Origin of the sequence: Flavobacterium sp. LPB0248 (assembly GCF_013388355.1) — a bacterium.
Taxonomy (GTDB): Bacteria; Bacteroidota; Bacteroidia; order Flavobacteriales; family Flavobacteriaceae; genus Flavobacterium.
This window is the reverse complement of the sequence record NZ_CP058246.1, coordinates 3,540,890-3,567,870: the sequence shown is the minus strand read 5'-3', so window position 1 is coordinate 3,567,870 and position 26,981 is coordinate 3,540,890. Positions and strand designations below refer to the sequence as shown.

The window sequence follows — 26,981 nt, the reverse complement described above, 5'->3', positions numbered from 1 at the left end:
ATCTTAAAATGAAAATCAAAAATATTATATCGGTTCTTGAAGAGATGGCTCCTTTGGCTTACGCCGAAGATTTTGACAATGTCGGTCTTTTAGTTGGAAATTCTGAAACTGATTGCACAGGAGTATTAGTTTGTCACGACGCGTTAGAAAATGTAATTGACGAAGCCGTATCTAAAAACTGCAACTTAGTTGTTTGTTTTCATCCGATTTTATTTTCTGGCATCAAGAAAATTACGGGTAAAAATTATGTTGAGCGTGCAATTCTAAAAGCAATTAAAAATGATATTGCTATTTATGCCATTCACACCGCTTTAGACAATCATTCAGCTGGAGTGAATAAAATATTTTGTGATGCTTTGGGTTTGACAAATACTAAAATATTAGTTCCTAAAAATAATTTCATCCAAAAATTAGTCACTTATACTGTTCCAGACAATGCAGATAAAGTTCGAAATGCTTTATTTGAAGCAGGTGCAGGAACAATTGGCAATTATGAAAATTGCAGTTTTAACTCTGAAGGAATTGGAACATATAAAGGAAATTCTGAAAGCAATCCTGTTATTGGAGAACGCCACAACTTAACCGAAACGCAAGAAATAAAAATCGAAGTTACGTTTGAAAAGCACTTGCAATCTCGCATTTTAAAAGCGCTTTTTGCGAATCATATTTACGAGGAAGTCGCTTATGAGATTTACAATCTTGAAAATTCACATCAGAATATTGGCTTAGGAATGATTGGCGAATTTGAAACTGAAATGGATGAAAATGATTTCCTGCATTTCGTAAAAGAAAAAATGATTTCCGACGGAATTCGCCATTCTGCTTTTTTAGGCAAAAAAATAAAAAAAGTTGCTGTTTTAGGAGGTTCTGGAAGTTTTGCAATTAGAAACGCAATAAGTGCTGGAGCAGATGCATTTTTGACTGCCGATTTGAAGTATCACCAGTTTTATGAAGCTGAAAACAAGTTACTTTTGGCAGATATTGGTCATTTTGAGAGCGAACGCTATACAAAAAATTATATTGTTGATTATCTTCGAAAAAAAATTCTTAATTTTGCAATCATTTTATCGGAAGAAAATACAAATCCAGTTAAGTACTTATAAAATATGACGAATACGAAAGAATTAAGTGTTGAGGACAAGTTAAGAGCAATATACGATTTACAGCTTATTGACTCTAGAATTGACGAAATCAGAAACGTTAGAGGAGAACTTCCTTTAGAGGTTGAAGATTTAGAAGATGAAGTTGCAGGTTTGAGCACTCGTTCAGAGAAACTGAAAGGTGAACTTGAAGTGATTGAGGAGCAAATCAAAGCAAAGAAAATTGCTATTGAGGAGCATAAAGAGGTTATCAAGAAGTACACAAAACAACAAGAATCAGTACGTAACAACAGAGAATTTAATTCTTTGACAAAAGAGGTTGAATTTCAGGAATTAGAAATTCAATTGGCTGAAAAGCAAATCAAAGAAATGAAAGCTTCTATCGAGCACAAAAAAGAAGTTATTTCTAACTTAAAAGAAAAACTTGATGCTAAAAGCTCTCATTTAAAACATAAAAAATCTGAATTAGATGCTATTATGGCTGAAACTCAGAAAGAAGAAACTTTCTTAACTGAGAAATCTGCTGAATTTGCAGCACAAATCGAAGACAGATTATTGGCTGCTTACAACAGAATCAGAAGCAGTGTTCGTAACGGATTAGCTGTAGTTTCTATCGAAAGAGGAGCTTCTGCTGGATCTTTCTTTACAATTCCACCACAAACTCAGGTTGAAATTGCTTCAAGAAAGAAAATCATTACTGATGAGCACTCTGGAAGAATTTTAGTTGATACGCAATTAGCTGAAGAAGAAAAAGAAAAAATGGAACAATTGTTCGCAAAATTCTAATAGAAAGTCCCGATTAAATCGGGACTTTTTTTTGCGTTTATTCTGCCACGAATTCCACGAATTTTCGCAAATTATTTTTTTTAATCTATTCGTTTGAGAATAAAAAATTCGTGCCCATTTGTGTAATTCGTGGCAGACCTTTTTTTACCTTTAGAAAAAAAAAATTTAAGTTTTGGGAATTAAAAAAGGAATTCGGTTCATCACATTAAAATCAGTTGGATCTTACATTAATTTTTTGAGTTATGTTCGTCCGCAAAAAGCTATGGAACTTTCTTATGCTCTTTTTAGCCAGCCACGAATTGGCCGATTAAAAAAAGAGGAACTTCCAAAAGTTTTGCGACATACAGAAACAGAAATATTTCATCATAATGAACATCATTTTCAAACCTACATCTGGAAAGGAAATGAAACCAAAATTCTATTAGTGCATGGCTGGGAAAGCAATGCTGCTCGATGGAAAAAAACTTTACCACATCTTCAAAAATCTGGAAGTACCATTATTGCAATTGATGCGCCCGCACACGGACAAAGCAGCGGAAAAGAATTTAATGTGCCACTTTACGCTGAATTCATCAATAAAGCTGTAGAAAAATATCAGCCCGAAATTATAATTGGGCATTCTATTGGCGGAGCTGCCTGTGTTTATCATCAATATTTGTTTCCAAACACCAGCATTAACAAAATGGTAGTTCTTGGAGCTCCTTCTGATTTAAAAACTTTGATTAACAATTACATTTCGATGCTTAGTTTGAATAGAAGAATGTTGCCACTTTTGGAAAGCAAATTCATCAATCGTTTCAATTTTAAACTAGAAGATTTTTCGGGACAAAAATTTGCCTCTCAATTTACTATTCCAGGTTTTATTGCTCATGATACGACAGATAAGATTGTAGCTTTTGAAGAAGGAAAAAAAATAGCCAGCAACTGGAAAAACAGCCAGTTTATTGAAACTAGCGGTTTAGGTCACGGAATGCATGATGATGAATTGTATGACAAAGTGATTGAGTTTTTGTTTTCTGCAGGTTCAAAGTAGCAAAGGTTCAAAGGCGCAAAGTTTTTCCAAAAATCTAAAATAAAAAATAAAAATGATCGCTGTAATTTTTGAAGTAATCCCTAACGAAGGAAAAAAAGAAGAATATCTAGACATCGCGGCAAGTCTGCGTCCAGAATTAGATAATATTGAAGGATTTATTTCGATAGAGCGATTTCAAAGTTTTACTGATCCTTCAAAAGTGCTGTCTTTATCTTTTTGGAAAGATGAAGAAAGCATTCAACAATGGAGAAATCTCGAGATGCATCGTGCAGCTCAGGCAAAAGGCAGAAATGAAGTTTTCAAAGATTATCATTTACGAATTGCAACTGTGGTTCGTGATTATGGAATGTTTGATCGAAAAGAAACTCCAAGTGATAGTTCTGAATTTCATTCTTAAGATTCAAGCGTAAAAAGAGACAAAGGTTTTGCACAAACTTGTCATCCTGAGAAACGAAGGATCACACAAGAAACTCCGCAATCAAAATCGCCAATCTTTGTCGAATTATGAGTGTGATCCTTCGTTCCTCAGGATGACAAAACAGCATGAAATTCAAAACAACCCAATAATCTAAGAAGTCTAAAATCTAAAGATCTAACAAGTCCTAAATTTTAGCTATTTTTGCAGTATGGAAGAAAATTTAAAACGTCTCAATAAATTTATTGGTGAAACGGGATATTGTTCTCGTCGTGAAGCTGATAAATTAATTGAAGAAGGACGCGTAACGATAAATGGCGCTGTGGCTGAAATGGGGACTAAAGTTTCGCCAGATGATGAAATACGTATTAATGGTAAATTAATCGTAGAGAAAAATGAAAAATTAGTTTATTTGGCTTTCAATAAACCTGTCGGAATTGAATGCACGACTAACCTTGAAGTTAAAAATAATATTGTTGATTATATTAATTACCCGAAACGTATTTTTCCAATTGGAAGATTGGATAAAGCCAGTGAAGGATTAATTTTTATGACTAATGATGGTGACATTGTAAACAAGATTCTTCGTGCTAGAAATAACCACGAGAAAGAATATACAGTTACAGTAAACAAACCTATTACAGAGCGTTTTATTCAGCGTATGGGAAATGGTGTTCCGATTCTCGATACGGTTACCAAAAAATGTAAAGTCGAACAAATTAGCAAATTCACTTTCAAGATCATTTTAACCCAAGGATTAAACCGTCAGATTAGAAGAATGTCTGAATACTTGGGTTATGAAGTTACGGCCTTAAAACGTATTAGAATCATTAATATTTCTTTGGATGTTCCTGTTGGAAGATATAGAGATTTAACTGATGCTGAGATAAAAGAATTAAACCAATTGATTGAACCTTCTAGCAAAACAGAAGAAGCAAGTCTTCCGAAAGTAGAAAATACAAGTAGGAATTCGAATAGAAGCTCAACTCAAGGTTCGACTCAAAATTCAAGTCGAAGAACAACGTTTATTTCAAAACATGATCCTCGCTTTAAAAAAAGAGGAGATAATAAATAAAAAGAAATCCCATTCAGTTGAATGGGATTTCTCATTTTATCCTATTTCTTTTCTTTATTCAAAAATTCATAATACAACGCTTTAGATAAAAAACTGGCGTCTTGATAATTCCAAATCAATTCTTCTCTTACCGCTTCTGCATATTTTCCGTTTAAATTATTTTTTTCAAAATATTCACGACGTGCATCATCATTAAAATTTAAACCGCTTAAGAAGACAGGTTCTACTCCTTTGTTAACTGAAATATTATAATTCGTAACAAGGTTTCCCCAATTGATATAACTGCATAAAAGAATTGTTCCGTAGAAATACCAAACCATCTGATTGAAAAGATAAGCATTTGTTTTTTGTTTTCTGATTTTCTGAAATGAAACTGCTAATCCGATAATAGCTAAGATTAAAAAAGCATAAACTCCAAGACGTTTGTATGTTAAACCATAAAAAGAAACATATTCTGTATTCTTAATCATAGCACTTACAATTAGAATGACATTTAGCGCAAGCCAAACTTTTGCTAGATTCTTTAAACTTTTAGCTTTTTCATCAAAATTGAATCCACCTTTAAAATAAAACAGAATTACTCCAACCGCCATTAGAATTGAAAAAATTACAGCATTTACACGTTCGTGTGTATCTGCACTTAAATTTGTTTTTTTGACTACTTCAAAAAATTGCTCATAATTGTAAGTTCCAATAAAAACTAAAAGCATAATATTTAAAAGAAATAATGTAATCTCACCGCTTTTTCTTTCGAAATCAAGATCTAAAAAAGAAAAAGTGCTTTGATTTTTTACTTCAGAAACATTGGTAAAATCATTGTTCAATTTCGGATTGTATTCGTAACAAACATCAGGAACCCAATAATTCCAGAAACTGAACGAGATGTAAAATCCTAAAACGCACATTGCAATTAATTGCGGTAAATTGATATCCAGTTCATAATCTGTAAACAATGAAGAGAAATGATCGCTTCCGAAAGAATAAACAATAAAAAACAATCCGAGAAAGATAACCGGAATAAGAACAAAAGCCACTAGTTTTTTCGCAAAATCATTATGGATTTTTCGTTCTGGAAGCCATTGTTTAAAAATGAATATTCTACCAATAGAAGTAAATCCGTTTAAGAATACTAATGGAAAAACCTGAATTATTTTGAGTTCGTCATTTTGCGTTTTGAACTGCAAAAACAGAATTGATAGTGCTAAAGCAAAAAATGATGCTGCATCTCCGTACCAAGCAAAAGCAAAACAAGATAAAATAGAAGTCATTACAAGAACAAGATGTGATCGGTCTACCATCTTTTCCTGAAAGAAGTAACTAATTAAAAGCGTGAGCAAAACGCCAAAAATAGAAATATTGATTCCAACAGATTCGTTGTAAAAAAGCAGTATAAAAACCGCTGTACAAGCTAAGATAATTTGATGTTTTTTCATGATTGATAAATTTAAAAGTACTTTGTAATTCAAAGTTTTTAGATAAAAAAATAGCGTTATTAGGATTTCATTAATTTTTCAAGGTATGACAAGTGCTCTTTGAAGGCAACACGCCCCAAATCGGTAACCTGATAAGAGGTTCTAGGCTTTTTGCCTACAAATTCTTTTTTCACTTCTATATAACCTGCTTTTTCAAGCGCAGAAGAATGACTCGCTAAATTACCATCGGTGATATTTAAAAGCGTTTTCATCTCGGTAAAATCTACCCAGTCGTTAACCATCAGAACGGACATAATGCCCAGTCTGACACGGCTTTCAAAATCTTTATTTAGTTTATCAATAATTCCCATTGGGTTATTTATTTGTATTTTTTGAACATCACTAATCCGTATACGATATGCAGAATTCCGAATCCGATAATCCAGAATATCAATCCATATCCTATATTAAAAAGTGCAATACATCCTAAAATCAGTTCCGAGAAACCAAGATATTTTATATCCGAAAATGTATATTTTTCTGCGTTTACAACAGCAAGTCCGTAAAAAATTAATGTTGCAGGAGCCACTAAACCAAAGTTCCCATAATATATTAAAGCCAGACAAAATATCCCGCCTGTTATAAGTGGTACTGCCAAATGAAACAGCATCTTTTTTGTTGCCGAAGTCCAAATTGGCAAATTGTATTTTCGGCTTTTTCTAATGGTAAAAAAAGCAGCAAATACCAATGCAACAACCATAATTATGATTCCGATCCAAAATAATTCTGAAACCAGATTGGTTGAATATAATCTATGCCCATCGTTTAGATAATCGATGCCGTTTACTTTGAAAAGCTGATATACATAGATTCCGCCAATTAAAGCTGAAAGACCAGCGAAAACTCCTGAAAGTCCGCTTAATGATATAAATCTTGAAGAGCGCTCCATCATGGAACGAATATGTGCTAAATCTTCTTGGTGCTTTTGATTCATAATTAAAGTACTTTGCGCTACAAAGTTATTATTTATTTCGAATTAGCAAATAAAAAAGTGATTTTATTTTTTAAAATTTCACCCCTCTGGGGCTTAAATGAGTGCGCTTATCCATTTCTATAAATATTTCATCCCTCTGGGATTCAACAAACTTTTTTAAAAACGAAACTTTCTTATGAAAATGATTGCGTGAGGGATAGAAGCAGCTACCGAAGTAGCGCGGATAGCCCGACCCCGACCCGTTGAGAGGGCGCATCAGCGTAAAGTATGTTTGCCCTCTCAACGGATCGGGGTCACGCCCAAAATATAAAAATGAAAAAGCCCATTCTTAACGAACAGGCTTTTATTATTACGAGATTTTAAATTAAAACCATCTTCTTCTTTTGAATAAAAAAACTCCAAAAGTGGATAGAATTATTGAAACTAAAAGCAGGATCCAGATTCCGTATTTACTTTCTTCCAATCCGTTTGGCACGTTCATTCCGTACAAACTGGCAATTAGCGTTGGAATCATTAAAATGATCGAAATTGATGTCATCTGTTTCATGATATTATTCATGTTGTTTGAAATTACAGAAGCATAAGCATCCATCATTCCGGTTAAGATGTTATTGTAAATATTGGCTGTGTCTTGTGCCTGATTTAATTCGATTTCAACATCTTCTAATAATTCTGGATCATAACTGGCTTTATGTGCTTTTAAGTTTTTGATTCTTTGAAACAAAACATCGTTTGCTTTTAAAGAGGTTATAAAGAATACAAAGCATTTTTCGATTTGAAGTAGCGCTTGCAATTCTTCATTTTTGATTGATTTCTCTAAGTTATCTTCTGCCAGTTTTATTTTATGATTGATTTGTTTTAGATATTTCAAATACCAAACGCTTGACGACAAAAGTAATCTTAGCACTAAATTGAAATTATCTTCTATTTCGATGTTTTTGCGTTGCGAATAGGCAACAAAATCTTTTATTATTTCTGTTTTATAAAAACTGATGGTAACACAGATGTCGTCTTTAAAAATGATTCCGAGAGGAACGGTATGAAATGGAATTTTAACGTCTCCGCTTTTAATTGGAATACGCATAATGATAAGCGTCCAGCCGTCTTCTATTTCGATACGAGGTCTTTCGTCGATATCTTCGATATCATTGTAAAAGGCTTCTGGAAGTTGAAGTTCTTCGACTAAATAGTTTTTATCTGATTCTGTAGGAGATTCGATGTGAATCCAGCAATTTGAAGTCCATTTTTGGATTTCTACCAATCCGTTGTTGTTTGTGTAAAAGGCTTTCATTTCAAAATACAGGTTTTTAGCGCAGCATTTTGAAATTTTCAAAAGCTGCTTAATTTAATACTAACGAATAATAATAATCGTCCATTTGGAGAAGTGTTTTTTAAGTGGTGCAAAAGTATCCTTTATTTTTAAGAACCAAAACTTTAATCTATTAATAATATATTAAAACGAGACTTTTATATAGTTTTTCTAAGATATACAAATAAAAAAGCCTGCTCTAACGAACAGGCTTTATATTATTTTGATGCAATATTACCGGTTTCTTGCGCTTCTCATTTTTCTTGCTAATAGTGTATTCTTAAGCAACATTGCAATTGTCATTGGTCCTACACCACCTGGAACTGGCGTAATGAAAGATGCTTTTTTGCTTACTCCGTCAAAATCAACATCTCCTTTGATAACATATCCTTTTGCGTTTGATGCGTCTTCTACACGTGTAATTCCAACATCAATAACCGTTACTCCTTCTTTTACCATGTCCGCTTTTAAGAATTCTGGAACTCCTAAAGCTGTAATGATGATATCAGCATTTTTAGTGAATTCTGCTAAATCTTTAGTTCTACTATGAGTTAATGTAACTGTCGAATCTCCAGGATTTCCTTTACGGCTCATTAAAATACTCATTGGTCGTCCTACGATATGGCTTCTTCCAATTACAACAGTATGTTTTCCTGCAGTTTCTACTTTGTAACGTTCTAACAATTCCATAATCCCGAATGGGGTTGCTGGAATGAAACTTTCCATTTCCAAAGCCATTCTACCAAAGTTAGTTGGGTGAAATCCGTCTACGTCTTTGTCTGGATCAATTGCTAATAAGATTTTCTGCTCGTCGATATGTTTTGGCAAAGGCAACTGAACGATGTATCCGTCTAGATTGTCATCTTCGTTTAACTCTTTAATTTTAGCCAATAATTCATCTTCCGTAATGGTTTCTGGTAAAGCAACTAAAGTGGAATCAAAACCAATTTCTTGGCATGATTTTACTTTACTTCCTACGTAAGTTAAACTTGCTCCGTTATTACCCACTAAAACCGCTGCTAAATGAGGCACTTTTCCTCCAGCTGCTTTTATAGATTGAACTTCGATTGCAATTTCGTTTTTAATGTCGTTAGATGTTTTTTTACCGTCTAGTAGCTGCATTGTGTGTTGTTTCAAGTTTAAAGTTTCATGTTTCACGTTACTTGCGAAACTTAATTTTTATTGAATTAAAAAAGTTTCAAGTTTTGGTCTCTTAAATTGAAACCTTAAACTTGAAACTCTTTTTATTATTTCGGCATTCCTCCTGGCATACCACCCGGCATCCCTTTCATACCACCCATCATTTTCATCAGATTTTTTCCGCCTGGGCCTTGCATCATCTTCATCATCTTGCTCATTTGGTCAAACTGCTTCATCAGCTGATTTACTTGCTCGACTTTAGTTCCCGAACCCTTTGCGATTCTGGCTTTTCTTTTTACGTCGATAATCGCTGGTTTGCTTCTTTCTCCTGGAGTCATCGAATAAATGATCGCTTCGATATGTTTGAAAGCGTCGTCTTCGATTTCAACGTCTTTCATCGCTTTTGAAGCACCTGGTATCATTCCAACCAAGTCTTTCATGTTACCCATTTTCTTTACTTGCTGAATCTGCGTTAAGAAGTCATCAAAACCAAATTCGTTTTTAGCGATTTTCTTTTGAAGTTTTCTTGCTTCTTCTTCATCAAATTGTTCTTGAGCTCTTTCAACAAGAGACACAACGTCTCCCATTCCTAAGATACGCTCAGCCATACGTTCTGGATAGAAAACATCAATTGCTTCCATTTTTTCTCCAGTACCAACAAATTTAATTGGTTTGTTTACAATCGATTTAATTGAAAGTGCAGCTCCACCACGAGTATCTCCATCTAATTTCGTTAAGATAACTCCATCAAAGTTTAAGATATCGTTGAAAGCTTTTGCTGTATTAACAGCATCTTGTCCTGTCATAGAGTCTACAACGAACAATGTTTCTTGTGGCTGAATTGCTTTGTGTACACGTGCAATTTCATCCATCATTTCCTGATCTACTGCCAAACGTCCTGCTGTATCGACAATAACAACATTGAATCCGTTTGCTTTAGCGTGTTTAATTGCGTTTTGAGCAATTTCTACAGGATTTTTATTTTCTGGTTCTGAGTAAACCTCAACACCTATTTGATCTCCCACAACATGTAACTGGTTGATCGCCGCTGGACGGTAAATATCACACGCTACAAGAAGTGGTTTTTTATTTTTCTTTGTTTTTAAGAAATTAGCTAATTTCCCTGAGAAAGTTGTTTTACCAGAACCTTGAAGTCCTGACATCAAAATAACAGTTGGATTTCCTGATAAGTTAACACCAGCAACATCTCCACCCATTAATTCTGTCAACTCATCTTTTACCAGTTTTACTAATAATTGTCCTGGCTGTAAGGTTGTCAATACGTCCTGACCAATTGCTTTGTCTTTTACTCTAGCTGTAAAATCTTTAGCAATTTTAAAGTTAACGTCGGCATCAAGCAAAGCACGACGAACTTCTTTTAAAGTATCGGCAACGTTTACTTCTGTAATTTTACCGTGTCCTTTTAATATATGGAACGCTTTATCTAACTTATCACTTAAATTATCAAACATATCATTTTCTTTATATGAAGTGCAAAGATAATCTAATTACATATTTCAGGCAATTTATTTTTTAAGGTTCAAAGTGGCAAAGCAACAAAGGAGCAAAGGTTTTATTCTTTGCTGCTAATTACACCGATTTCACTGATTATTTCTCTCGCAGATTTAGCAGATGATTCAGATTTCTATTTTAAATAATTAAAAATTTAAATCTGCTAATATCTGCAGAATCTCCGTGAAACAATAATCTTCTTAATTCTTTTAATCCGTGACAAAAAAAAGGCGCAAAGAATAAAACCTTTGCGCCTTTGTTACTATGTCTCTTTGAACCTTTATTTTAGAATTGAAAGTAAATAAAAGGTTGCGAACCTGCTACTGCTGTAGCGTAAACAATCCAATATACGAATCCTAAGATTATTGCTTTTATTAATAGTGGAGTTTTGTCAAAAACAGATTTCATTCCGTTTGTGAAAGTTTCTGGTAAGAAATGCCAAACGTAACCGAACAACATTAATCCGAAAACATTTTTATATCCCAAAACAATTGTTTTCCAAAGTTCTGGTTCAAATGTTAATTGACCGATGTTATTAATTACTTGTAATGCTGTTTCAAAATCTCTTGCTCTGAAGAAAATCCAACAGAAAACTACAAAATGGAACGTGATTACTATTGAGAAAAATCTCCATAAGAAATTCGGACTTTTATCTTTCTTCGAAGGAAAAAATTCCATAAATATTTTATGAACTGCTAATGCTAATCCGTGTAAAGCTCCCCAAACAATAAACTGTGCTCCTGCTCCATGCCACAAACCTCCTAAAAGCATTGTAGTAAACAGGTTGAAATTGGTTACTAAAGTCTGTTTTATTTTGCTTGAAAGTAAAAATGACAAAGCGAAAATTAAAATACTGACTCCTGCAATAATAAGCGGAATTACACTCTCATTATAACAAGACATTCCCCAAAGCAATAATCCGAAGAAAAATAAACTTGGGAATAAATATCCCGCAAAAGATCCTTCTCGATTTCCTCCAATCGAAATATATAAAAAGTCTTTTAACCAAGTCGAAAGCGAAATGTGCCATCTTCTCCAGAAATCGGTAATCGAAGTCGATTTATAAGGCGTTCTAAAGTTGACTGGCAATTTAAATCCAAGCAATAATGCAATACCAATTGCCATATCTGAATATCCAGAGAAATCACAGTAAATCTGAATGGCATATCCGTACGAAGCCATTAAGTTTTCGAAAGAAGTATAACTCATCGGCGTATCAAAAACACGATCGACAAAGTTTACCGAGATATAATTTGAGATTACTGTTTTCTTAATCAATCCACCAATAATCAAAAACAAAGCGTTGTTTACATCTTGTTTGGTCAGATTTAATTTTTGATAAATCTGAGGCAAAAAGTCTTTTGCACGAACAATTGGTCCCGCAACTAATTGAGGGAAGAATGATACGAAGAATAAATATTCGATGTAATTTTTAGTTGGTTTAATTTCTTCTCTATAAATCTCAATAATATAACTCATAGATTGGAACGTATAAAACGAAATTCCAACAGGAAGAAAAACATTATGAAGTTCAAAATTACCATGAAACATATCGTTGTACGTCACGATCAAAAAGTTCATGTATTTGAAATAGCCTAAAAGTGCCAAATTCAAAATGACACTAATTACCAAATAAAATTTCTTAACTCCATCTCTACTTTCACGGTAAATAATCTGGCTCAAACCATAATCTACGACTGACGAAAGCAATAACAGCAGAAAATAAATCCCGCTTGATTTATAGTAAAAGAATAATGAGAAGAGAATAACATACGTTAATCTCAAATAAAATGTTTTGCGTAAAAAACCATACACAAAATAGAAAACCAGAAATAAACCTAAGAATAAACCGGTATTGAATAAAAGTTTTTCGTCTTCATTGTAAACAAACCAACTTTTAACTTGTTCTATTGTAATTGCACCAAAGTTTTGAATGAACCAATTATTAATGCTATCTATTGTTGTCAACTTACTTCTTTAATTTAAAATTATCGTATGATCTTAAAAACGCCTGAGCAAACAGATTTCCTTGTTTCTCGTATCCTTTTTTTGAATAATGAACCCAATCTGGCCCAATTAATCCTTGAACTTTCAATTGTTTGATTCCGCTCATGCCTCCAAACTCATCGTACAAATCCCAAACAGCAAAATCATCTTTTTGGGCTATATCAATAATGTGTCGCGTGTAATCATCAATATATGTATTTGGTTTTCTTCTTAGCAAAGATGGCGGTGGTGTCATTACAATTATTGGTGCATCTATTTTCTGTGCTCTTACATTCTGTATAAACTCTCTTAATTCTTTAATATAACCTCCAGCATCCAATTTCTCGTAACTTTCATTTGTTCCTAATGAAAAAACCAATAAATCTGGATGTAACGATTTCAGCTGTTCAAAAAATAAAGGATATTTATTGTAATCTGAATATTTAGCTCCGTTTACTCCAATACTGCTATAAATAACTCCTGGCGCATCTTTTTCTAAGACAATTCCGTTTAACTCGTAATCTTTTGCTTCTTTATTCGGAATCAAGAAAATTCGGCTTAAAGCATTTTCTGAATTATAATAATGTGAGAAAGAATCTGATTCGATTGCCAACGGAACAAATTCAGACATTGAAATGGTCTTTGGCCTTGTTTCGTTTGTTGAGATTCTTAAAGTTCTTCCGGCACGGATATTATTTGACTTTAAACGATTGTCTCTTTTAATCTCGGCAACAGAAACATTGTATTTATCTGCAATACTTCCAAGCACTTCGCCTTTTTTAATTTTATGCGTAATAACTCTTCGTTCTGTTGTCTGAATAGAATTGATCTTAGAAGAAATAGCCAAATCAAACATATTCTGATTTTGAGGCGTAATAATTTTTATTGTATTGAATTTGTACGCTGGATCTTTTATATTCATTTCCATCACAAATCCGCCTGAATCTCTCCAAAGTCCGATCCCGCTTAATCCAATTGGACACTGTTTAAACGGATATATATTTCTATAGCTTTCCCAAGTTCTGTTCGATTTGAATCGCTCATTGTAAGATCCGTTTGTTCTCGCTAATTGATACGGAAAAACCAGACCGCGTCCTGCATTCCCAAATTGCTGTTGCAGTTTTTTTCTGATTTCATTCGTCATCAAATCACTTTGAATATGCGAATCTCCAATATGTACAATATTGATTTTCTGATTTTTCTGATCTTCATTTTTTTCCAGTTTATGAAAAAAATCACTTATCGCTTTTGCGTTATAAATCTGACCATCAGAAGGCGCATCAATTGCTGCGGTATCCACTTTTTGAATCATGCTTTTGGGTATTGGCTGTACGTCTGTTTTTGGAGTTTTTTCATTTGTTGTAAAAAAAAGACAACAAAAGAAGACCATTAGTTTATTTATCATACACTGTCTTTTGTTACTGATACGGAATCGGGTTTGGCTCTTCTTACTGGTTTTGGCTTAGTTCCTTCAGCATCTCTTTTTTCTCTCAGTGCTTTATATTCTTCGTATCCTTTGTTTAATTGTCCATACAGCAAATTACCAATGGCTTTTGCACCACGCTGGTTAAAGTGTGTATAATCTTTATTGGCTTTTGCCGGCGTTTCATCAACCCATTTTATCATAGAACCATCTCCTCCCATCAAAGTATATAGGTTAACAAATCCTGCATGAGTTTCTAATGCATAATGCTTTTGCGCTTTCATTAAAGGAACTACAGCAGAATCGGTTTTCATTTCTAAATCATATTTTGTTGATTTATCAGCTGTTGAAACAATTAAAATTGAAACACCTGGAAATGATTCTTTGATTTTATTAACGGTTTTCGTCATTCCTTTTTCATACCAAGAATAATTTTTTGTTCCGTAATTTAAAACGTTGGTTCCATAGTGCAGAATGATCAAATCGTATCTTAAGCTATTATTAAAAGCTCTCATTACATCGGCATTAAACATCGAAATTGGAAGTCCTGAATTTCCTCGCTGAGAGAAATTATCAACATGAACTCCGCTTCCGTTATCAAAATTAAATCCATAAATCGGAATAGAATCTGCCTGTACAAAATTTGCTTTAAAGGCTTTTAAACTTCCTGATGAAACTTTTAGTGTGTTAACTAAACTATTTGGAGAAAGGCTTTTCTTAAGAGTATCTTTTCCTATAATGAAATTCACTTTTCCTATTTTAGATGAACGCCCATAAAATAATGTTGCATTATCTAAAGAAGTCGAATATTTGTTCAGTCCAGCTTCGTACTGAACCCAAGTTGAATTGGATCTATCATTGGCAAAAAACACATGTCCGTTAACTCCAAAAGGGCTCGTTGGTCTTTTTACATTTAAATAAGACTGCGTTTTCCAGTTTTTAGAATAAGTTGATTTTACAGATCCTCTAGAAGCTGCAGATTCTGAAGTAATAGGCACAAAACCAACACCGTTTCCTCCAAAGCGTTCTTGATAATTGGTACGAACGTCCTGAACGATTAAATCTCCATCGGTCATAGAATCTCCGTAATAAGCGATTCGAACTTTGTTCTGCGGATTTTTTTCTAACTGATACAATTTCTCATAGAAAGAAATCAGATATTGATATCCTTTATAGTTTTCGAATGTTTCAGCAGGAAATTCAATTCCTTCTGTTTCATCAAAAACAATTTTCTGCCCATTTAATGCTTGCTCACTTTTTGCAATACTGTCTTTGTCTAGCGATAATGAATCGTCGGCAACAGATTCTAAAAGCATACTATCTATCAATATATTTTTAGAATCTAACTTAGTCTCAGAAAATATTTTATCTGGAAGGATTTGTTTAAACCCAATAAAAGCAACCAGCGCTAACGCAACGATCGCAAAAGACTGAAAAAAATAAGATTTTGTATTCACCTAATAATTATAAAATATGAAGAACTGCATTCAAAAATTAAACCAATTCAATAAAGGCTAACTTACTGCAGAAAAAATTTGTGCAAAGATAGAATAACATTTTGTTTCTATTTGATTTTAACAAGAAAGTAGAACAAAAAAAAGAGGTTAGAATTTTTCTAACCTCTTTATCAAAAAAAAATAAAAAAAACAAAGCTAATGATTAACTAAATCTTAATGCAAGGCACTATATATTAGAATGAATAATCTTTATATTTTTTAGATTTTTCATTTTAAAATTATTTTAAAAGAGCATATTGGAATTTAGGGAATCCTCTTTCTCCATTTTCTTTTAATCCTCCAGTAAATTTCAATTTGTAGATATTCCCTGCAGGATCTTTAACAACGTAGAAACGATCTGTTCTTAAAACAAACTGAGAAACTGGATCACCATTAGGTCCAATTACACTTGTTCCTCTCCAATTAGAACCAATATTTCTTGGATCTGTATTAAATTTAGTATTATCAACATTTGCTAATGTGAAAGCTTCAAATGTAAATGCACTTGTAAGAACTTGGTAAGCCTGAGCTCCTCCTTTACTGTTATTTACCACATAATCTGCATATAAATAAGGTGCTAATCCGTTTTGTCCAGGAATAACGTTTGTAAATGAAGTAAAGTTAAGATCCCACAGTCCTTTTTGTGGCTCAACACTAACTGTTTTCTTATCTAAAAGACTAAAAAATGTAAAATTAAATGCACTGTTTTTTGAAATTACAACTTCATCATGAGTTGTAGCATCAATATTTGCATATTGAATTTTATAATCATTTCCGCTTTTCAAGATTCTAATTTTTTTCCAACCTCTTGAAGTTCCTGCTACAGCACCTTCTGCTCCCAAAGCAACTGCTGCCGAATTATTCCCCATATTAATTAAGTAAACTTTATTTGCCGAATCGGTTGCAGAAACCTCAGCAATTGTAGTTTTTGTAAGATCTCCTGTTGGATCATCAACTAAAGCAGGATTTCCAGTTCCTTGAGAAAATAACATAGTAGGATCTTCGACCTGAACTTCATCAATATTAGTTGTTGCCAATACTTTAGCTGACATTTTTAAAGATGAATTCAATACTACTCTGAATTCTGATCCAGCGTAGAAACCTAAATCCCAAGAAGCTCTTACTACACTTGTCATTTTTCCGCTGCTTAAATCAACATATACTTGATTTGACTGTGCAGAACCACCAAGTTCAGGAGCTAAAGCTGTTCCTAAAGAAGCTGTTTCATTAAAATTAACTTGGATTGTTTTATTCTCAGCTATTGTAGAGTTTATTGTTGTACTTGCAATTGTAAACACAACATTTTTTACTTCGCCTTCTATAGCATCTTTTAATTTATTAAAAGTAAAACTCACAGAAGATACATTTTTTTCAAAAGGAACTACAACTGTTTTTGCAGATGCAACTGGTGTAGTACTAAAGTCAGCTCCACTTACTACATCTTTCTCAACAAAAGAAACTGTTACACTTCCTGCTGCTGCTGTGGGAGTTGCAAATTTAATTTCAATAGGAGTAGATGCATTTGACAAGTTTACGGATGTTGCAGCAAAAGCAACCGAGTTTACAACTGGCTGTTCGTTATCGTCACTATTACAAGCTGCAAAAGCTAGTAAAACGAAAGACAAGATTAAAATAAAGTTTTTTTTCATTGGATTTATATATTAATTAAAATTTAGGTTATATGTAAGTTTTAGAAAGTAAGAACGTCCGTATCCTAGTAGCAAATCAGGACTTCCTGTAGCATGAACTCCTCCTGTAGACCCTCCACTTTGAGTCGTTTGCACGTTTGTTATATTAAATATGTTTCTAGCTCCCGCTGTAACTTCAAATTGATTTTTGAAAAAGAACTTTCTAACAGAAAAATCCATCCAACTGTAAGGCTCTATTTCGCTTAAGAAAAATTGCGCACCACCTGCAGTATCTGTTCCAGCAACATACTGTTGTTGCTTTCCATTATATTTGTAGTAAAGAGCAAATAGTGTATTCCATTTTGGAACATTGTAAGAAATACTAGAGTTTAAGTTCAAAGAATACAAGAATTTATCATCTGAAGTTAAATTTAAAGCTGCCAAATCTATTTTTCGTGAAATTCCCACCAAAGCAGCACCAACCTTTATGTTCCAGTTTTTATAAGAGTATTGCTCTGTAGTAGACACATTCCACATCTTATATTCATTAATATTTACATATTTATAAACTAGTGGAGTTACTTGTGTCAAGACCATATCAATTCGATCATTTACATTTAAATAAGTAACTGCAAGATTGTTTGCGATTTGAGCTCCTGAGTCAAAAAAACAAGATCTTTTAAAACTCAACTCGTATGACGTACTGTTCTCAGGTACTAACTCAGGATTCCCTTGAAGGTTATGATTTGAATCAACAAAATATGTATAAAGTTCGTCAAAGTTTGGTGTACGATAAGATTTTCCAAGTGAAGCCCTTGCCTCTAATCCTTTTTTGAAAAGATATCTTAATCCTAAAGAACTTGCATATTGATTATCAAACTGTGCCTGAAATGAATATCGAAGACCTGGTCTGATTGAGAATTTTTCATTTAGGTTAATTTCAGCTACAGAAAAAATATCATAGTTTTCGAGCCTTTTTCTAATATCTTTAAATTGCTGCTGATCATCTTTAAAAGTTCCTGCCGCTGCATTATAAAACCCATTTTCATTTGTTATTTCATATCCTAATTGAAAATCAACTTTCTTATTATTAAAAAAATTGCTCAACGTTCCCGTAGAATATAGCACTTCTTTAGACTGATATGTTTGCCTATCATTGGCAAATTCTTGTTCAGTTTCAAGCTGGTAATTAAACTTTTCCAAATCACGTTCTTGCTTCTGATGTGAAACAGAAACATTGTAATTAAGTTTAGAAAAAAGTTTCCCATTAGAGTTTAAATGGTGATAAAAACGGTTTGTCAAAAAACGTTTGTCATTTGTAAAATAGGTATCTGGAAAAGGATAATTATCCTGCGGAATTAAAATCGGACTATAATAATGTACGTTTTCCCCATAATAATCAAACTTGTAAAAAATCCTAAAATCATTCTTTTGATATCCCAACATAGCATTTCCGACTAACTGTTCTTTTGGCAACCAACTGTAGCCTCGTAAACCATCATCTCCTGTATAATCTTTTCCTTTTTTATCATCGTAAAATCCCGCAAAATCATTACGGTTTCCTCCAATATTTACAAACCAGTTTTCATTAAAATTATGAGCTACTTTAACAGCCTGAATATGACGGCCTTTATCAAAAAGTGCATATTCGTTACCAACTGATTCTTCTTGAAGAGTTGCACTTACTTGCCATCTATAACCGCCACCTTTTTTAGTAATAATATTTAAAATACCACTAACCGCATTTGCTCCATGAGTCACCCCCATAGAACCTTCTATAATCTCAATGCGTTCTACATCGTCAAGATTTACCTGCGTTAGGTCAACATTGGTTCCCATACCTGTATCGCTCACCAATGGTATATTATCTATTAAAATTTTAAAATATTGCGAATCTAATCCGAACATTGAAACCGTAGAACGTCCATCGCTCCCACTATTCTGAACTGTAATATTTAAATATTGATTTAAAACATCTGACAAATTATTTGCCGCCAATTGTTTTATGTCTTCCTTAGAAATCACTCGTACATTAAAAACAGACTTCTTTATAGATTGTGGTTCAAACTGTCCTGTAACAACAACTTCGGAAAGTTTTTCCTTAGAGGCAATACTATCTTTCTGCTGAGCAAAAGAATATGTACAAAATAGAAATCCAGCAAAAAGGGTAATTTTAATTTTCATTATTTTTATTCAGTCTTAATAATCTATGCAAATATATAACTATTTTTAATTGTTCTAAATTAAATTTATATATTTGCGAAAAATTTAAAAACAAAACAATAAGTTATGATTTCAAAAAGCCTTTTTTTGTCAGCCGCTATGGCTTTAACATGTGGTCTTGGATTTAGTCAGGACAAGAAACAACAAGACATAAAATCTATTAAATCGATGTGTGGTTGTTATGAGGTGAAGTTCAATTTCACAGAAACTTTCTCTTACCCAAAAGATTCTCTTACTTATAAACCTTCTGAGACTAAACACGAATCTGCTTTAGAATGGGTTGAGTTGTTAGAAGATACTCCAAACAAAATTGTAATGCAGCATTTACTTATTGTAAGTCCTGATATGATTATCAAACACTGGAGACAAGATTGGCTTTACGAAAACACAGACTTATACACTTTTGACAAAGGCAATTCTTGGAAATACAAGAAATTAGACAAAAAGGCTGTTAAAGGTCAGTGGACTCAAAAAGTATATCAAGTAGACGATAGTCCAAGATATGAGGGATCTTCAACTTGGGTACATGTTGACGGACAAGATTATTGGGCAAACGTTGCAGATGCACCACTTCCTAGAAGAGAGCAGACAAAACGTAACGATTATAATGTTTTAAAAAGAAGAAACATCCACGAAATCACTGCTACAGGTTGGAATCATGAGCAAGACAATGACAAATTAGTTCGTGACGATGCTGGAAAAGATGTTTTACTAGCTCAAGAAAAAGGATTTGATGTTTATACTAAAGTAGATAACTCTAAATGTATCGCAGGACAAAAATGGTGGAAGGAAAATAATGCACTTTGGAAAAACGTTCGTGACAAATGGCAAACTCTTTTTGACAGACACCAAGACTTAAACCTAGAAGCTAAAGTTGACAGAAAAGCACTTTACTCTCTTTTATTTGATTTGAAACCAGATGCTTCAAAAGCAGAAACAGATAAAATCATTGACAAATTTGTTAAGTAATTAGAATTAGTTGTTATAAAAAAGCCGGAAGTTTTGAGACTTCCGGCTTTTTTTTATCTATCTATTATTGTTTATATCTTTCGGTATTAATGGGTTTGCATCAATTTCAGCCTGAGGTATTTTTAAGAAAAATTTCTTATCATCAGCTGTTAAACTACCTGCCGCACCAATTCTATGGTTACCTGTTCTCGTAATTCCTCTTCTTAACCGTTTCGCATCAAACCATTCCACACCATTCTCAGCATATAGTTCTTTTCTTCTTTCCATCAAGATTTCATCAATAAGAGCTGCTCCTGTATTAGCAGATTTAACTGCATTCACATCTCTATCTTTCTGTAACGTATAAAGTAAATTATGCCCTGTAACCTCATCACCTAATCTAACCTTAGCTTCTGCTTCGATTAAAATCATCTCAGGAGCTCTTATAATAGGATTATGTCCTGCAAAACTAAATGAAAACTTGCGAGTAATCCAATATCTAAAATCATTTATGTCTGTTATCGAAGCGCTTTTCTTTTGAAAATACCCTCTAACATCCGTTGGAGAAAATAAACTCACAAAATCTTTATTTATATATGTTGCGGCATATGAAGCAACCATATGATCTGTCATTACAGCTGGTGCATTATAATAATAATTAGTTTGATCTGACCTTTGAGGAGTTCCCCAAATCCATTCAACACTAGAATAATTATCGAATCCAGAACGATAGCCTGCAGCATTCAAAACTGCTGCCGGATCACCTCCATAAGCTGCATTAGCAGCATTGGCAGCTCCAGACCAATTACCCATTACTTGGTAAACCTCTGCTAAAATACCATTTGCAACATTTTTATTAATATAAGACTTTCCTAAGCGGTTAGCTGTCAAGCCATCAATAGCTTTTAATAAATCTGATTCTATAAACATATACATCTCTCCTACTGTTGACATTGCATTTCCTTCTTTAGAAACACTAGTATAAATTGGTGGAGCTGGGTAATTGGTATCTACTGAATATGATGGACAAAATTCTAAAACTAATTGATGATAGAAAAACCCTCTAAGTGCATAACCATAAGCAGCAAGTTCTTTTTTATCCTGTGAAGTTAACACAGTACTCTCTTCTACACCAGTGATTAAAGCATTGGCTTGATTAATCATATAATAACAATAATTCCAAGTAAATATAGTCCTCCTATATGTAGGCTCTCTATTTGTATTAGCATAGTCAGATCCAAACCAATTATCCGCTTGAATCAAATCATTCCCTTTCACACTCCTTGCAAAAAATATTGAATTAAGACCAGCAGTATCTGTAGAACTAAACTGTCCTCTAAAACGTCTCATTATTCCAGAAATAAAAGCCTCAACTCCTTCTCTCGAACTAAATATAACTGTTTCAGAAACTCCTGCAGTTGGCTGGGGTTCATCAAGAAAATCTTTGCTACAACTTGCCGTTGTGAGCAATGTCACTATAGCAATGAAAATTTTTAAAATTAAACTCTTCATATATTTTTATTTTAAAATTCTAAATTAAGTCCAAAAGAAACGACTTTTAAGTTATAAGATCTGTTATTTGTAGTACCTGCAAAACTCTGCTCTGGATCGAGACCTTTATGAGATTGGTAAGTCCATAAATTGTCTCCTTGAAAGTACAACCTTACTTTAGAGAGACTCGTTCTATCGAGAACACTTTGAGGAAAATTGTATCCAAAATTTAACGATTTAAGCCTTACATAATCATTTCTAAATAAGAATCTTGTCGATTGAGAATTGAAATCATTATTTGAAGCCAACAATAATGGAACATCTGTTATATCACCAGGCTTTTGCCAGCGATTTTCAATATCTTGACTTGCTGCTTGTCCTGCACTTTTAAAGCCTTCCATCAGACCAATATAACTACTGTCGTAAACATATGATCCAGAACTGAAATTAAACAAAACGTTTAAATCAATATTTTTATATCTAAAAAAGTTCGTGAAACCACCAACAAAATCAGGTAAAGATGACTTACCATTATAGTATCTAGTGGCTTCAGAATATACCTTGGTCGTAACTTTTTCTCCTGTTGGCTTACCGTCGGCACCTAAAACATCTTTATACCACATTCCGTAACCAGTTTCTGAATCTACACCAGCCCACTCTTGAAGGTAAAAATCATACAAAGAGCGACCAACTTCCCATCTTTTAGTTCCATTTATATAACTTTCTTGTGTAAGTTCTGTAATTCTATTTTTATCAAATGATAGATTCACGCCAGATGTCCAATCAAAATTTGGCTTTTTAATATTTTTAGAGTTTAATGCAATCTCCCATCCGTAATTTTTGAGTGCTCCAACATTTGTAGTAATACCAGTGTTTCCTGTTGAGCCTGGAAGAGGTTTTGTATAAATCAGATCAATAGATTTTTTGTTATAGTAATCAACTGTTCCTGTCAATCTATTTTTGAAAATGCCAAAATCAAGTCCAATATCAGTAGAAGCCGTTTTCTCCCATGTCAAATATGGATCAACCGCAGAACCTAAAACTACTCCTGTATTATCTAATTCATTGTATCCTGTCTCAAATAATTGTTTGTAAGGAAAATAATTAGGTCTATAATTACCATCTACCGTTTGGTTAATATCAACTGTTTGATTATTCCCTAGCTCACCATAAGAACCTCTTAATTTTAATTCGCTTATAACAGAATTCTCTTTTAAGAAATTTTCCTGAGATATTAACCACGACCCTCCTATTGAATAAAAATTTCCCCATCTAACATTTGAATTAAATCTCGAAGACCCGTCTCTTCTATAAGAGCCTTCTATAAAATATTTTTCCTCATAATTGTAGGCTAAACGTCCTAGATAACTTGAGATTCTATCCTCTGAGACATACCCTCCAACACTTGCTGGCGTAGTGCTGCCATCTAAAACTTTTACCCCAGGCAAAAAACCTTCCCCTTGAGCCTCCAAAGCATCTATTTTGAAATTATATGACTCTTGTATTAAGTCCGCAGAAAAATTATGACTTCCGAAAGATTTTTTATAGCTCAAACTATTAATTAAATTTGTCGACGTTGTAATATCTCTTTCCTGAGTAACTCTTCCGCCAACACTTGCTGCATAACCTACTTCATTACTTGCATAATTATAATAATCATAGATATATTTATCATATGCTAAATTTGTTTTGAATGTCAAATCTTTAGCTAATGTAAATTCTAAGTAAGCATTTGCGGTATAATTATCTCGTTTGTAACCAACCTTATACATATAGAGAGATCCGTAAGCATTTTCATTATTGTATTTCGGTCTGTTACCATTTAACAATTGTCCAGAGGTTGCACCATAATCAAAGATTTTTTGCCCATTACCATCAAATACTAAATCTCCATTATTATCTCTTTGATAAACTGGATAAATTGACGGAACATTATAAATCCATTGAATTGCACTTTGAAAACTAGTGCCACTTTGAGAAGGAAAATTTTGATTCGAGGTTGAATAAAACATCGTTGCACCAACTTTCATCCAATTGTTCACTTTGGTATCAATGCTAAGACGTGTTGTTGCACGCTCAAATTTAGACGTAGCAACATTTCCTTCTTGCGATAAATAATTAGAAGTAAAAAAGTATCTAGTGTTATCACTACCACCAGATACAGATAAAGTGTTTTCTTTTCGTACTGCCGCCTTATTTAACATTAAATCAGCCCAATTTGTATCCCATTTTTTATCTGTTGTAACTAAATTACCATTGGCATCAACAGGGGTCGAAACAGTATAAGGATTATAACCAAGTCTAGAAATCAGAGAATTTGAAGCATTCAGACCAGCCACATCAGGAGTCTGTTTATTGATGTACTGATTTGTATTTCTGATGGCTTCCCAACTAAGCTTCATGTAATCATCAGTGCTAAGTAATTTATGCAAAGGCACCGCGTTACTAGCAAATCCAACAGAACTAGTAAAATTAACTCTTGGTAGAGAATTTAATTTTCCTCTTTTTGTTGTAATAAGTATTACCCCATTTGCACCTCTTGAACCATATAAAGCTGTTGATGAAGCATCTTTCAATACCGTCATCGATTCAATTTGATCAGAGCTTATTGTGTTCATATTTCCACTAAAAGGAGCACCATCCAAAACAATCAACGGTTCAGCAGAAGCATTAATTGAACCAACTCCTCTTATTCGAATTGTAGGATTTTCGCCAGGCATACCTCCAGAAGAAATAATATTAACACCTGCAACACTTCCTTGCAATGCGTTCAACACATTTACATTTTGTTGCTTTTCCAGTACCTCAGAGCCAACAACGGCCATCGACCCCACAACAGATTTCAATTTTTGCTTACCATAAGCTACAACCACCACCTCATCTAATTCTTTCCCACTTTCTTGCATTTTAATATTCAGAACAGAACTAGATTTAATGGTTAAATTAACATCTTTAAAACCCATGTAAGAAAACGTCAAAACATCTCCAATTTTAGCGTTTATTACATACTTTCCATCAAAACTTGATTGTACTCCTGTTTTAGTCCCTTTGACCATTACATTTACACCTGGAATTGGTCCATTTGCATCTGAAACTACTCCTGTGATTTTTTTCTCCTGAGCAACACCAAACTGCATCGTCAGTACAAAAAAAAGCACCATAAATCCTTTTAATTTATGTTTCATTATTTTGTTTTTTTAATTATAGAGGGCGAACTTAAAAAATTAAAATAATTTTAACAAGATTTTCTGACTATTTAACAATTAAAAAAGTATTATTTATATTACAAAATAACTATGAAACACATTAAAAAGTAATCTAAAACTTATATTTTACTATAAAAAGCAGAACAGGATAAACAATTATGATTAAAACAGCTTTATTGTTATTAAAATCGAAAAAGTCTATATAAACCAACAGCTACCAGAGTTTAATCTGATAGCTGTTGGTTTAGATTAAATTATATGTCAGAAGTAAATTAACTTATTGATCAAGTCTCTTTAGTCTTTATCCCAAAATAATTTGGTTTTTAATTTATCACCACCAATAGATATTGCGGCCTCATTATAATTAGTCGCATTTAAAGTCTGCTCTCTAATAGGATATGTCATTCTTGATGGAATTTGTCCTTCTGCTGCCGCATCGGCATTTAAAGGTGGGCTAAGAATCGGGAAATTTAGTCTTCTTGTAAATGTCCAACCTTCAAATCCTCTATTATACATTGCATACCAGGCCTGCTCTCCAATTTTTTGTTGCCATGTTCCTGTTGCAGTAGTATAATTAACTTCCGCTTGGGCTAAATAGTTATTTGCATCTACAGCACTCAATCCCCAATCTTCCATAGAAGCTTTAATTGCATTGTTGTAATGGCTTTCTGCGGTTCCTCCGATTGCAACACCTCTTTCTACAGCCTCTGTCAATAAAAATTCTACTTCGGCATAATCCAGAAAGGTGCCTGGAAAATCAGGTGCCTGGATTTTATCACTTATATGTGTAAATTTTCCAAAGCTATTTTTTGTTCCTACAACTCCTCCTTTATACGGTAAAGGATTTCCATTATCATCTTCTAAATTTTGAGCAAAATAAGCTTTTACTCTTGGATCATTTTTAGCAACTAATGCATCTACAAAAGGTTTCGCAGGCACAAAATCATGTCTTCCACCAAAGACTAAATCTACATATAGAGGGTTGGTATTGGGAACATTTTTTTCATAATAAATCTTTGCATTGTCGGAATTTGATTCAAAAACTCCTTTTGATGCTGAAATAATAGCATTATCTGCAATTACATCTTCTAATCCTGAAACTTTAAGATTAATCCCCAGTTTTAATTTAACGCTATTGGCAAATTTCACCCATGATATCATATTACCATTATAAATAACATCTGCATTACCAAATGCGTTATAACTTGTATTAATATCTTTGATATCATTATCAAGACGCACGATTAAATCTTTATAAATATCAATCGCTTTATCATACTTTGGAAGGTAATTACCCGAACCTTTTAGCGCTTCAGAATAAGGAAGGTCTCCGAAAGTATCTACCAAAATTTGATAAGAGTAAACAGTCAAAATATCTATCAAGGCAAGTTGATTTTTTTTTGTAGCCGTTTTTGCTTCAAACTCGGGATCAGAAGCTAAAATCACTTCTTTTTCTATAAATTCTTTTGCCTTCATCAAATCGCTTAAAGCCCCATCATTAGTAGTTGTGCCAGCTAAATAAGCCCCCCAATGGTTACCTGAAATATTTCTTGTGGTCCATTGATAAATTGATTCATCAATGTATGTTGTTTCTGTCCATTGCTGATTTACAAGTCTAAAAATATTTTTATTGACACTTGTATTTACAATTTGTTCAGCAATACCTTTTTGTGCACTGGTTAAAAGTGACGAAGCAGGAACTTCAGAAGGATTTTTTTTGTCTACATTTAAGTCCGTCAAATCACTGCATGAACTTGTAAGTGCTAAAACACTAAAAAAGTATATTATTTTTTTCATGATCTTG

At 33.3% G+C, this 26,981-nt stretch carries 20 protein-coding genes; 6 read left to right on the top strand and 14 right to left on the bottom strand.

The genetic code is table 11. From position 1 onward, the window contains the following. Nucleotides 1-8: 8 nt before the first annotated feature. The 5 genes from LPB248_RS15095 to rluF all read left to right on the top strand — a co-directional run bounded on the left by LPB248_RS15095 (nucleotide 9) and on the right by rluF (nucleotide 4,409). A complete protein-coding gene (locus LPB248_RS15095) occupies nucleotides 9-1,103 on the top strand; it encodes a Nif3-like dinuclear metal center hexameric protein (protein WP_177212161.1) in 1,095 nt (364 codons plus the stop codon). A 3-nt stretch (nucleotides 1,104-1,106) separates the two neighbouring features. Beyond that, nucleotides 1,107-1,886, top strand: a complete 780-nt coding sequence (locus tag LPB248_RS15090; protein ID WP_177212160.1) for a zinc ribbon domain-containing protein — start codon at nucleotides 1,107-1,109, stop codon at nucleotides 1,884-1,886. Between the two features lie 172 nt (nucleotides 1,887-2,058). After that, nucleotides 2,059-2,919 (top strand): alpha/beta fold hydrolase, encoded by an 861-nt coding sequence (locus LPB248_RS15085; RefSeq protein WP_177212159.1) that lies wholly within the window; start codon nucleotides 2,059-2,061, stop codon nucleotides 2,917-2,919. Between the two features lie 52 nt (nucleotides 2,920-2,971). Next, a complete protein-coding gene (locus LPB248_RS15080) occupies nucleotides 2,972-3,316 on the top strand; it encodes an antibiotic biosynthesis monooxygenase family protein (protein WP_177212158.1) in 345 nt (114 codons plus the stop codon). 229 nt (nucleotides 3,317-3,545) lie between these two features. Continuing rightward, nucleotides 3,546-4,409, top strand: coding sequence for a 23S rRNA pseudouridine(2604) synthase RluF (gene rluF, locus LPB248_RS15075; RefSeq protein WP_177212157.1), 864 nt, complete (start codon nucleotides 3,546-3,548; stop codon nucleotides 4,407-4,409). Between the two features lie 41 nt (nucleotides 4,410-4,450). Here rluF and LPB248_RS15070 read toward each other — a convergent pair whose 3' ends face one another. The 11 genes from LPB248_RS15070 to LPB248_RS15020 all read right to left on the bottom strand — a co-directional run bounded on the left by LPB248_RS15070 (nucleotide 4,451) and on the right by LPB248_RS15020 (nucleotide 19,493). Beyond that, nucleotides 4,451-5,842: a DUF4173 domain-containing protein gene (locus LPB248_RS15070; protein WP_177212156.1), complete on the bottom strand. Its 1,392-nt coding sequence runs from the start codon at nucleotides 5,840-5,842 to the stop codon at nucleotides 4,451-4,453. Between the two features lie 59 nt (nucleotides 5,843-5,901). Next, nucleotides 5,902-6,192 (bottom strand): winged helix-turn-helix domain-containing protein, encoded by a 291-nt coding sequence (locus tag LPB248_RS15065; protein WP_177212155.1) that lies wholly within the window; start codon nucleotides 6,190-6,192, stop codon nucleotides 5,902-5,904. 8 nt (nucleotides 6,193-6,200) lie between these two features. Next, nucleotides 6,201-6,815: a hypothetical protein gene (locus LPB248_RS15060; protein WP_177212154.1), complete on the bottom strand. Its 615-nt coding sequence runs from the start codon at nucleotides 6,813-6,815 to the stop codon at nucleotides 6,201-6,203. 364 nt (nucleotides 6,816-7,179) lie between these two features. After that, entirely contained in the window at nucleotides 7,180-8,106 is a 927-nt protein-coding gene (locus tag LPB248_RS15055) for a magnesium transporter CorA family protein (protein ID WP_177212153.1), read from the bottom strand. A 252-nt stretch (nucleotides 8,107-8,358) separates the two neighbouring features. Beyond that, a complete protein-coding gene (locus LPB248_RS15050; protein WP_177212152.1) occupies nucleotides 8,359-9,246 on the bottom strand; it encodes a bifunctional 5,10-methylenetetrahydrofolate dehydrogenase/5,10-methenyltetrahydrofolate cyclohydrolase in 888 nt (295 codons plus the stop codon). A 125-nt stretch (nucleotides 9,247-9,371) separates the two neighbouring features. Beyond that, nucleotides 9,372-10,736, bottom strand: a complete 1,365-nt coding sequence (gene ffh, locus LPB248_RS15045; protein ID WP_095929402.1) for a signal recognition particle protein — start codon at nucleotides 10,734-10,736, stop codon at nucleotides 9,372-9,374. A gap of 325 nt (nucleotides 10,737-11,061) precedes the next feature. Continuing rightward, nucleotides 11,062-12,744 (bottom strand): MBOAT family O-acyltransferase, encoded by a 1,683-nt coding sequence (locus LPB248_RS15040; RefSeq protein ID WP_177212151.1) that lies wholly within the window; start codon nucleotides 12,742-12,744, stop codon nucleotides 11,062-11,064. Between the two features lies 1 nt (nucleotide 12,745). Beyond that, nucleotides 12,746-14,167: a GDSL-type esterase/lipase family protein gene (locus tag LPB248_RS15035; RefSeq protein WP_177212150.1), complete on the bottom strand. Its 1,422-nt coding sequence runs from the start codon at nucleotides 14,165-14,167 to the stop codon at nucleotides 12,746-12,748. Next, complete coding sequence (locus LPB248_RS15030) at nucleotides 14,164-15,642, bottom strand: SGNH/GDSL hydrolase family protein (RefSeq protein ID WP_177212149.1); 1,479 nt, start codon at nucleotides 15,640-15,642, stop codon at nucleotides 14,164-14,166. Before LPB248_RS15030 ends, LPB248_RS15035 begins: the two co-directional genes overlap by 4 nt. Before the next feature lie 278 nt (nucleotides 15,643-15,920). Further along, nucleotides 15,921-17,330 carry an HmuY family protein gene (locus tag LPB248_RS15025; RefSeq protein WP_177212148.1) on the bottom strand — a complete coding sequence of 470 codons (1,410 nt, stop codon included), beginning with the start codon at nucleotides 17,328-17,330 and terminating at the stop codon, nucleotides 15,921-15,923. A gap of 12 nt (nucleotides 17,331-17,342) precedes the next feature. Next, on the bottom strand, nucleotides 17,343-19,493 hold the full coding sequence (locus LPB248_RS15020; RefSeq protein WP_177212147.1) for a TonB-dependent receptor plug domain-containing protein: 2,151 nt from the start codon (nucleotides 19,491-19,493) through the stop codon (nucleotides 17,343-17,345). 105 nt (nucleotides 19,494-19,598) lie between these two features. Between LPB248_RS15020 and LPB248_RS15015 the strand changes: the two genes are divergently transcribed. Beyond that, nucleotides 19,599-20,501, top strand: a complete 903-nt coding sequence (locus tag LPB248_RS15015; protein ID WP_177212146.1) for a DUF6607 family protein — start codon at nucleotides 19,599-19,601, stop codon at nucleotides 20,499-20,501. Nucleotides 20,502-20,558: 57 nt separating this feature from the next. On the opposite strand, the gene LPB248_RS15010 is transcribed toward LPB248_RS15015, so the two are convergent. From LPB248_RS15010 to LPB248_RS15000, 3 genes are all read right to left on the bottom strand, one after another. Continuing rightward, on the bottom strand, nucleotides 20,559-21,992 hold the full coding sequence (locus LPB248_RS15010) for a RagB/SusD family nutrient uptake outer membrane protein (RefSeq protein ID WP_177212145.1): 1,434 nt from the start codon (nucleotides 21,990-21,992) through the stop codon (nucleotides 20,559-20,561). 11 nt (nucleotides 21,993-22,003) lie between these two features. After that, nucleotides 22,004-25,156 carry a SusC/RagA family TonB-linked outer membrane protein gene (locus tag LPB248_RS15005; protein ID WP_177212144.1) on the bottom strand — a complete coding sequence of 1,051 codons (3,153 nt, stop codon included), beginning with the start codon at nucleotides 25,154-25,156 and terminating at the stop codon, nucleotides 22,004-22,006. A gap of 315 nt (nucleotides 25,157-25,471) precedes the next feature. Then, complete coding sequence (locus LPB248_RS15000) at nucleotides 25,472-26,974, bottom strand: SusD/RagB family nutrient-binding outer membrane lipoprotein (RefSeq protein WP_177212143.1); 1,503 nt, start codon at nucleotides 26,972-26,974, stop codon at nucleotides 25,472-25,474. Nucleotides 26,975-26,981 lie beyond the last annotated feature (7 nt).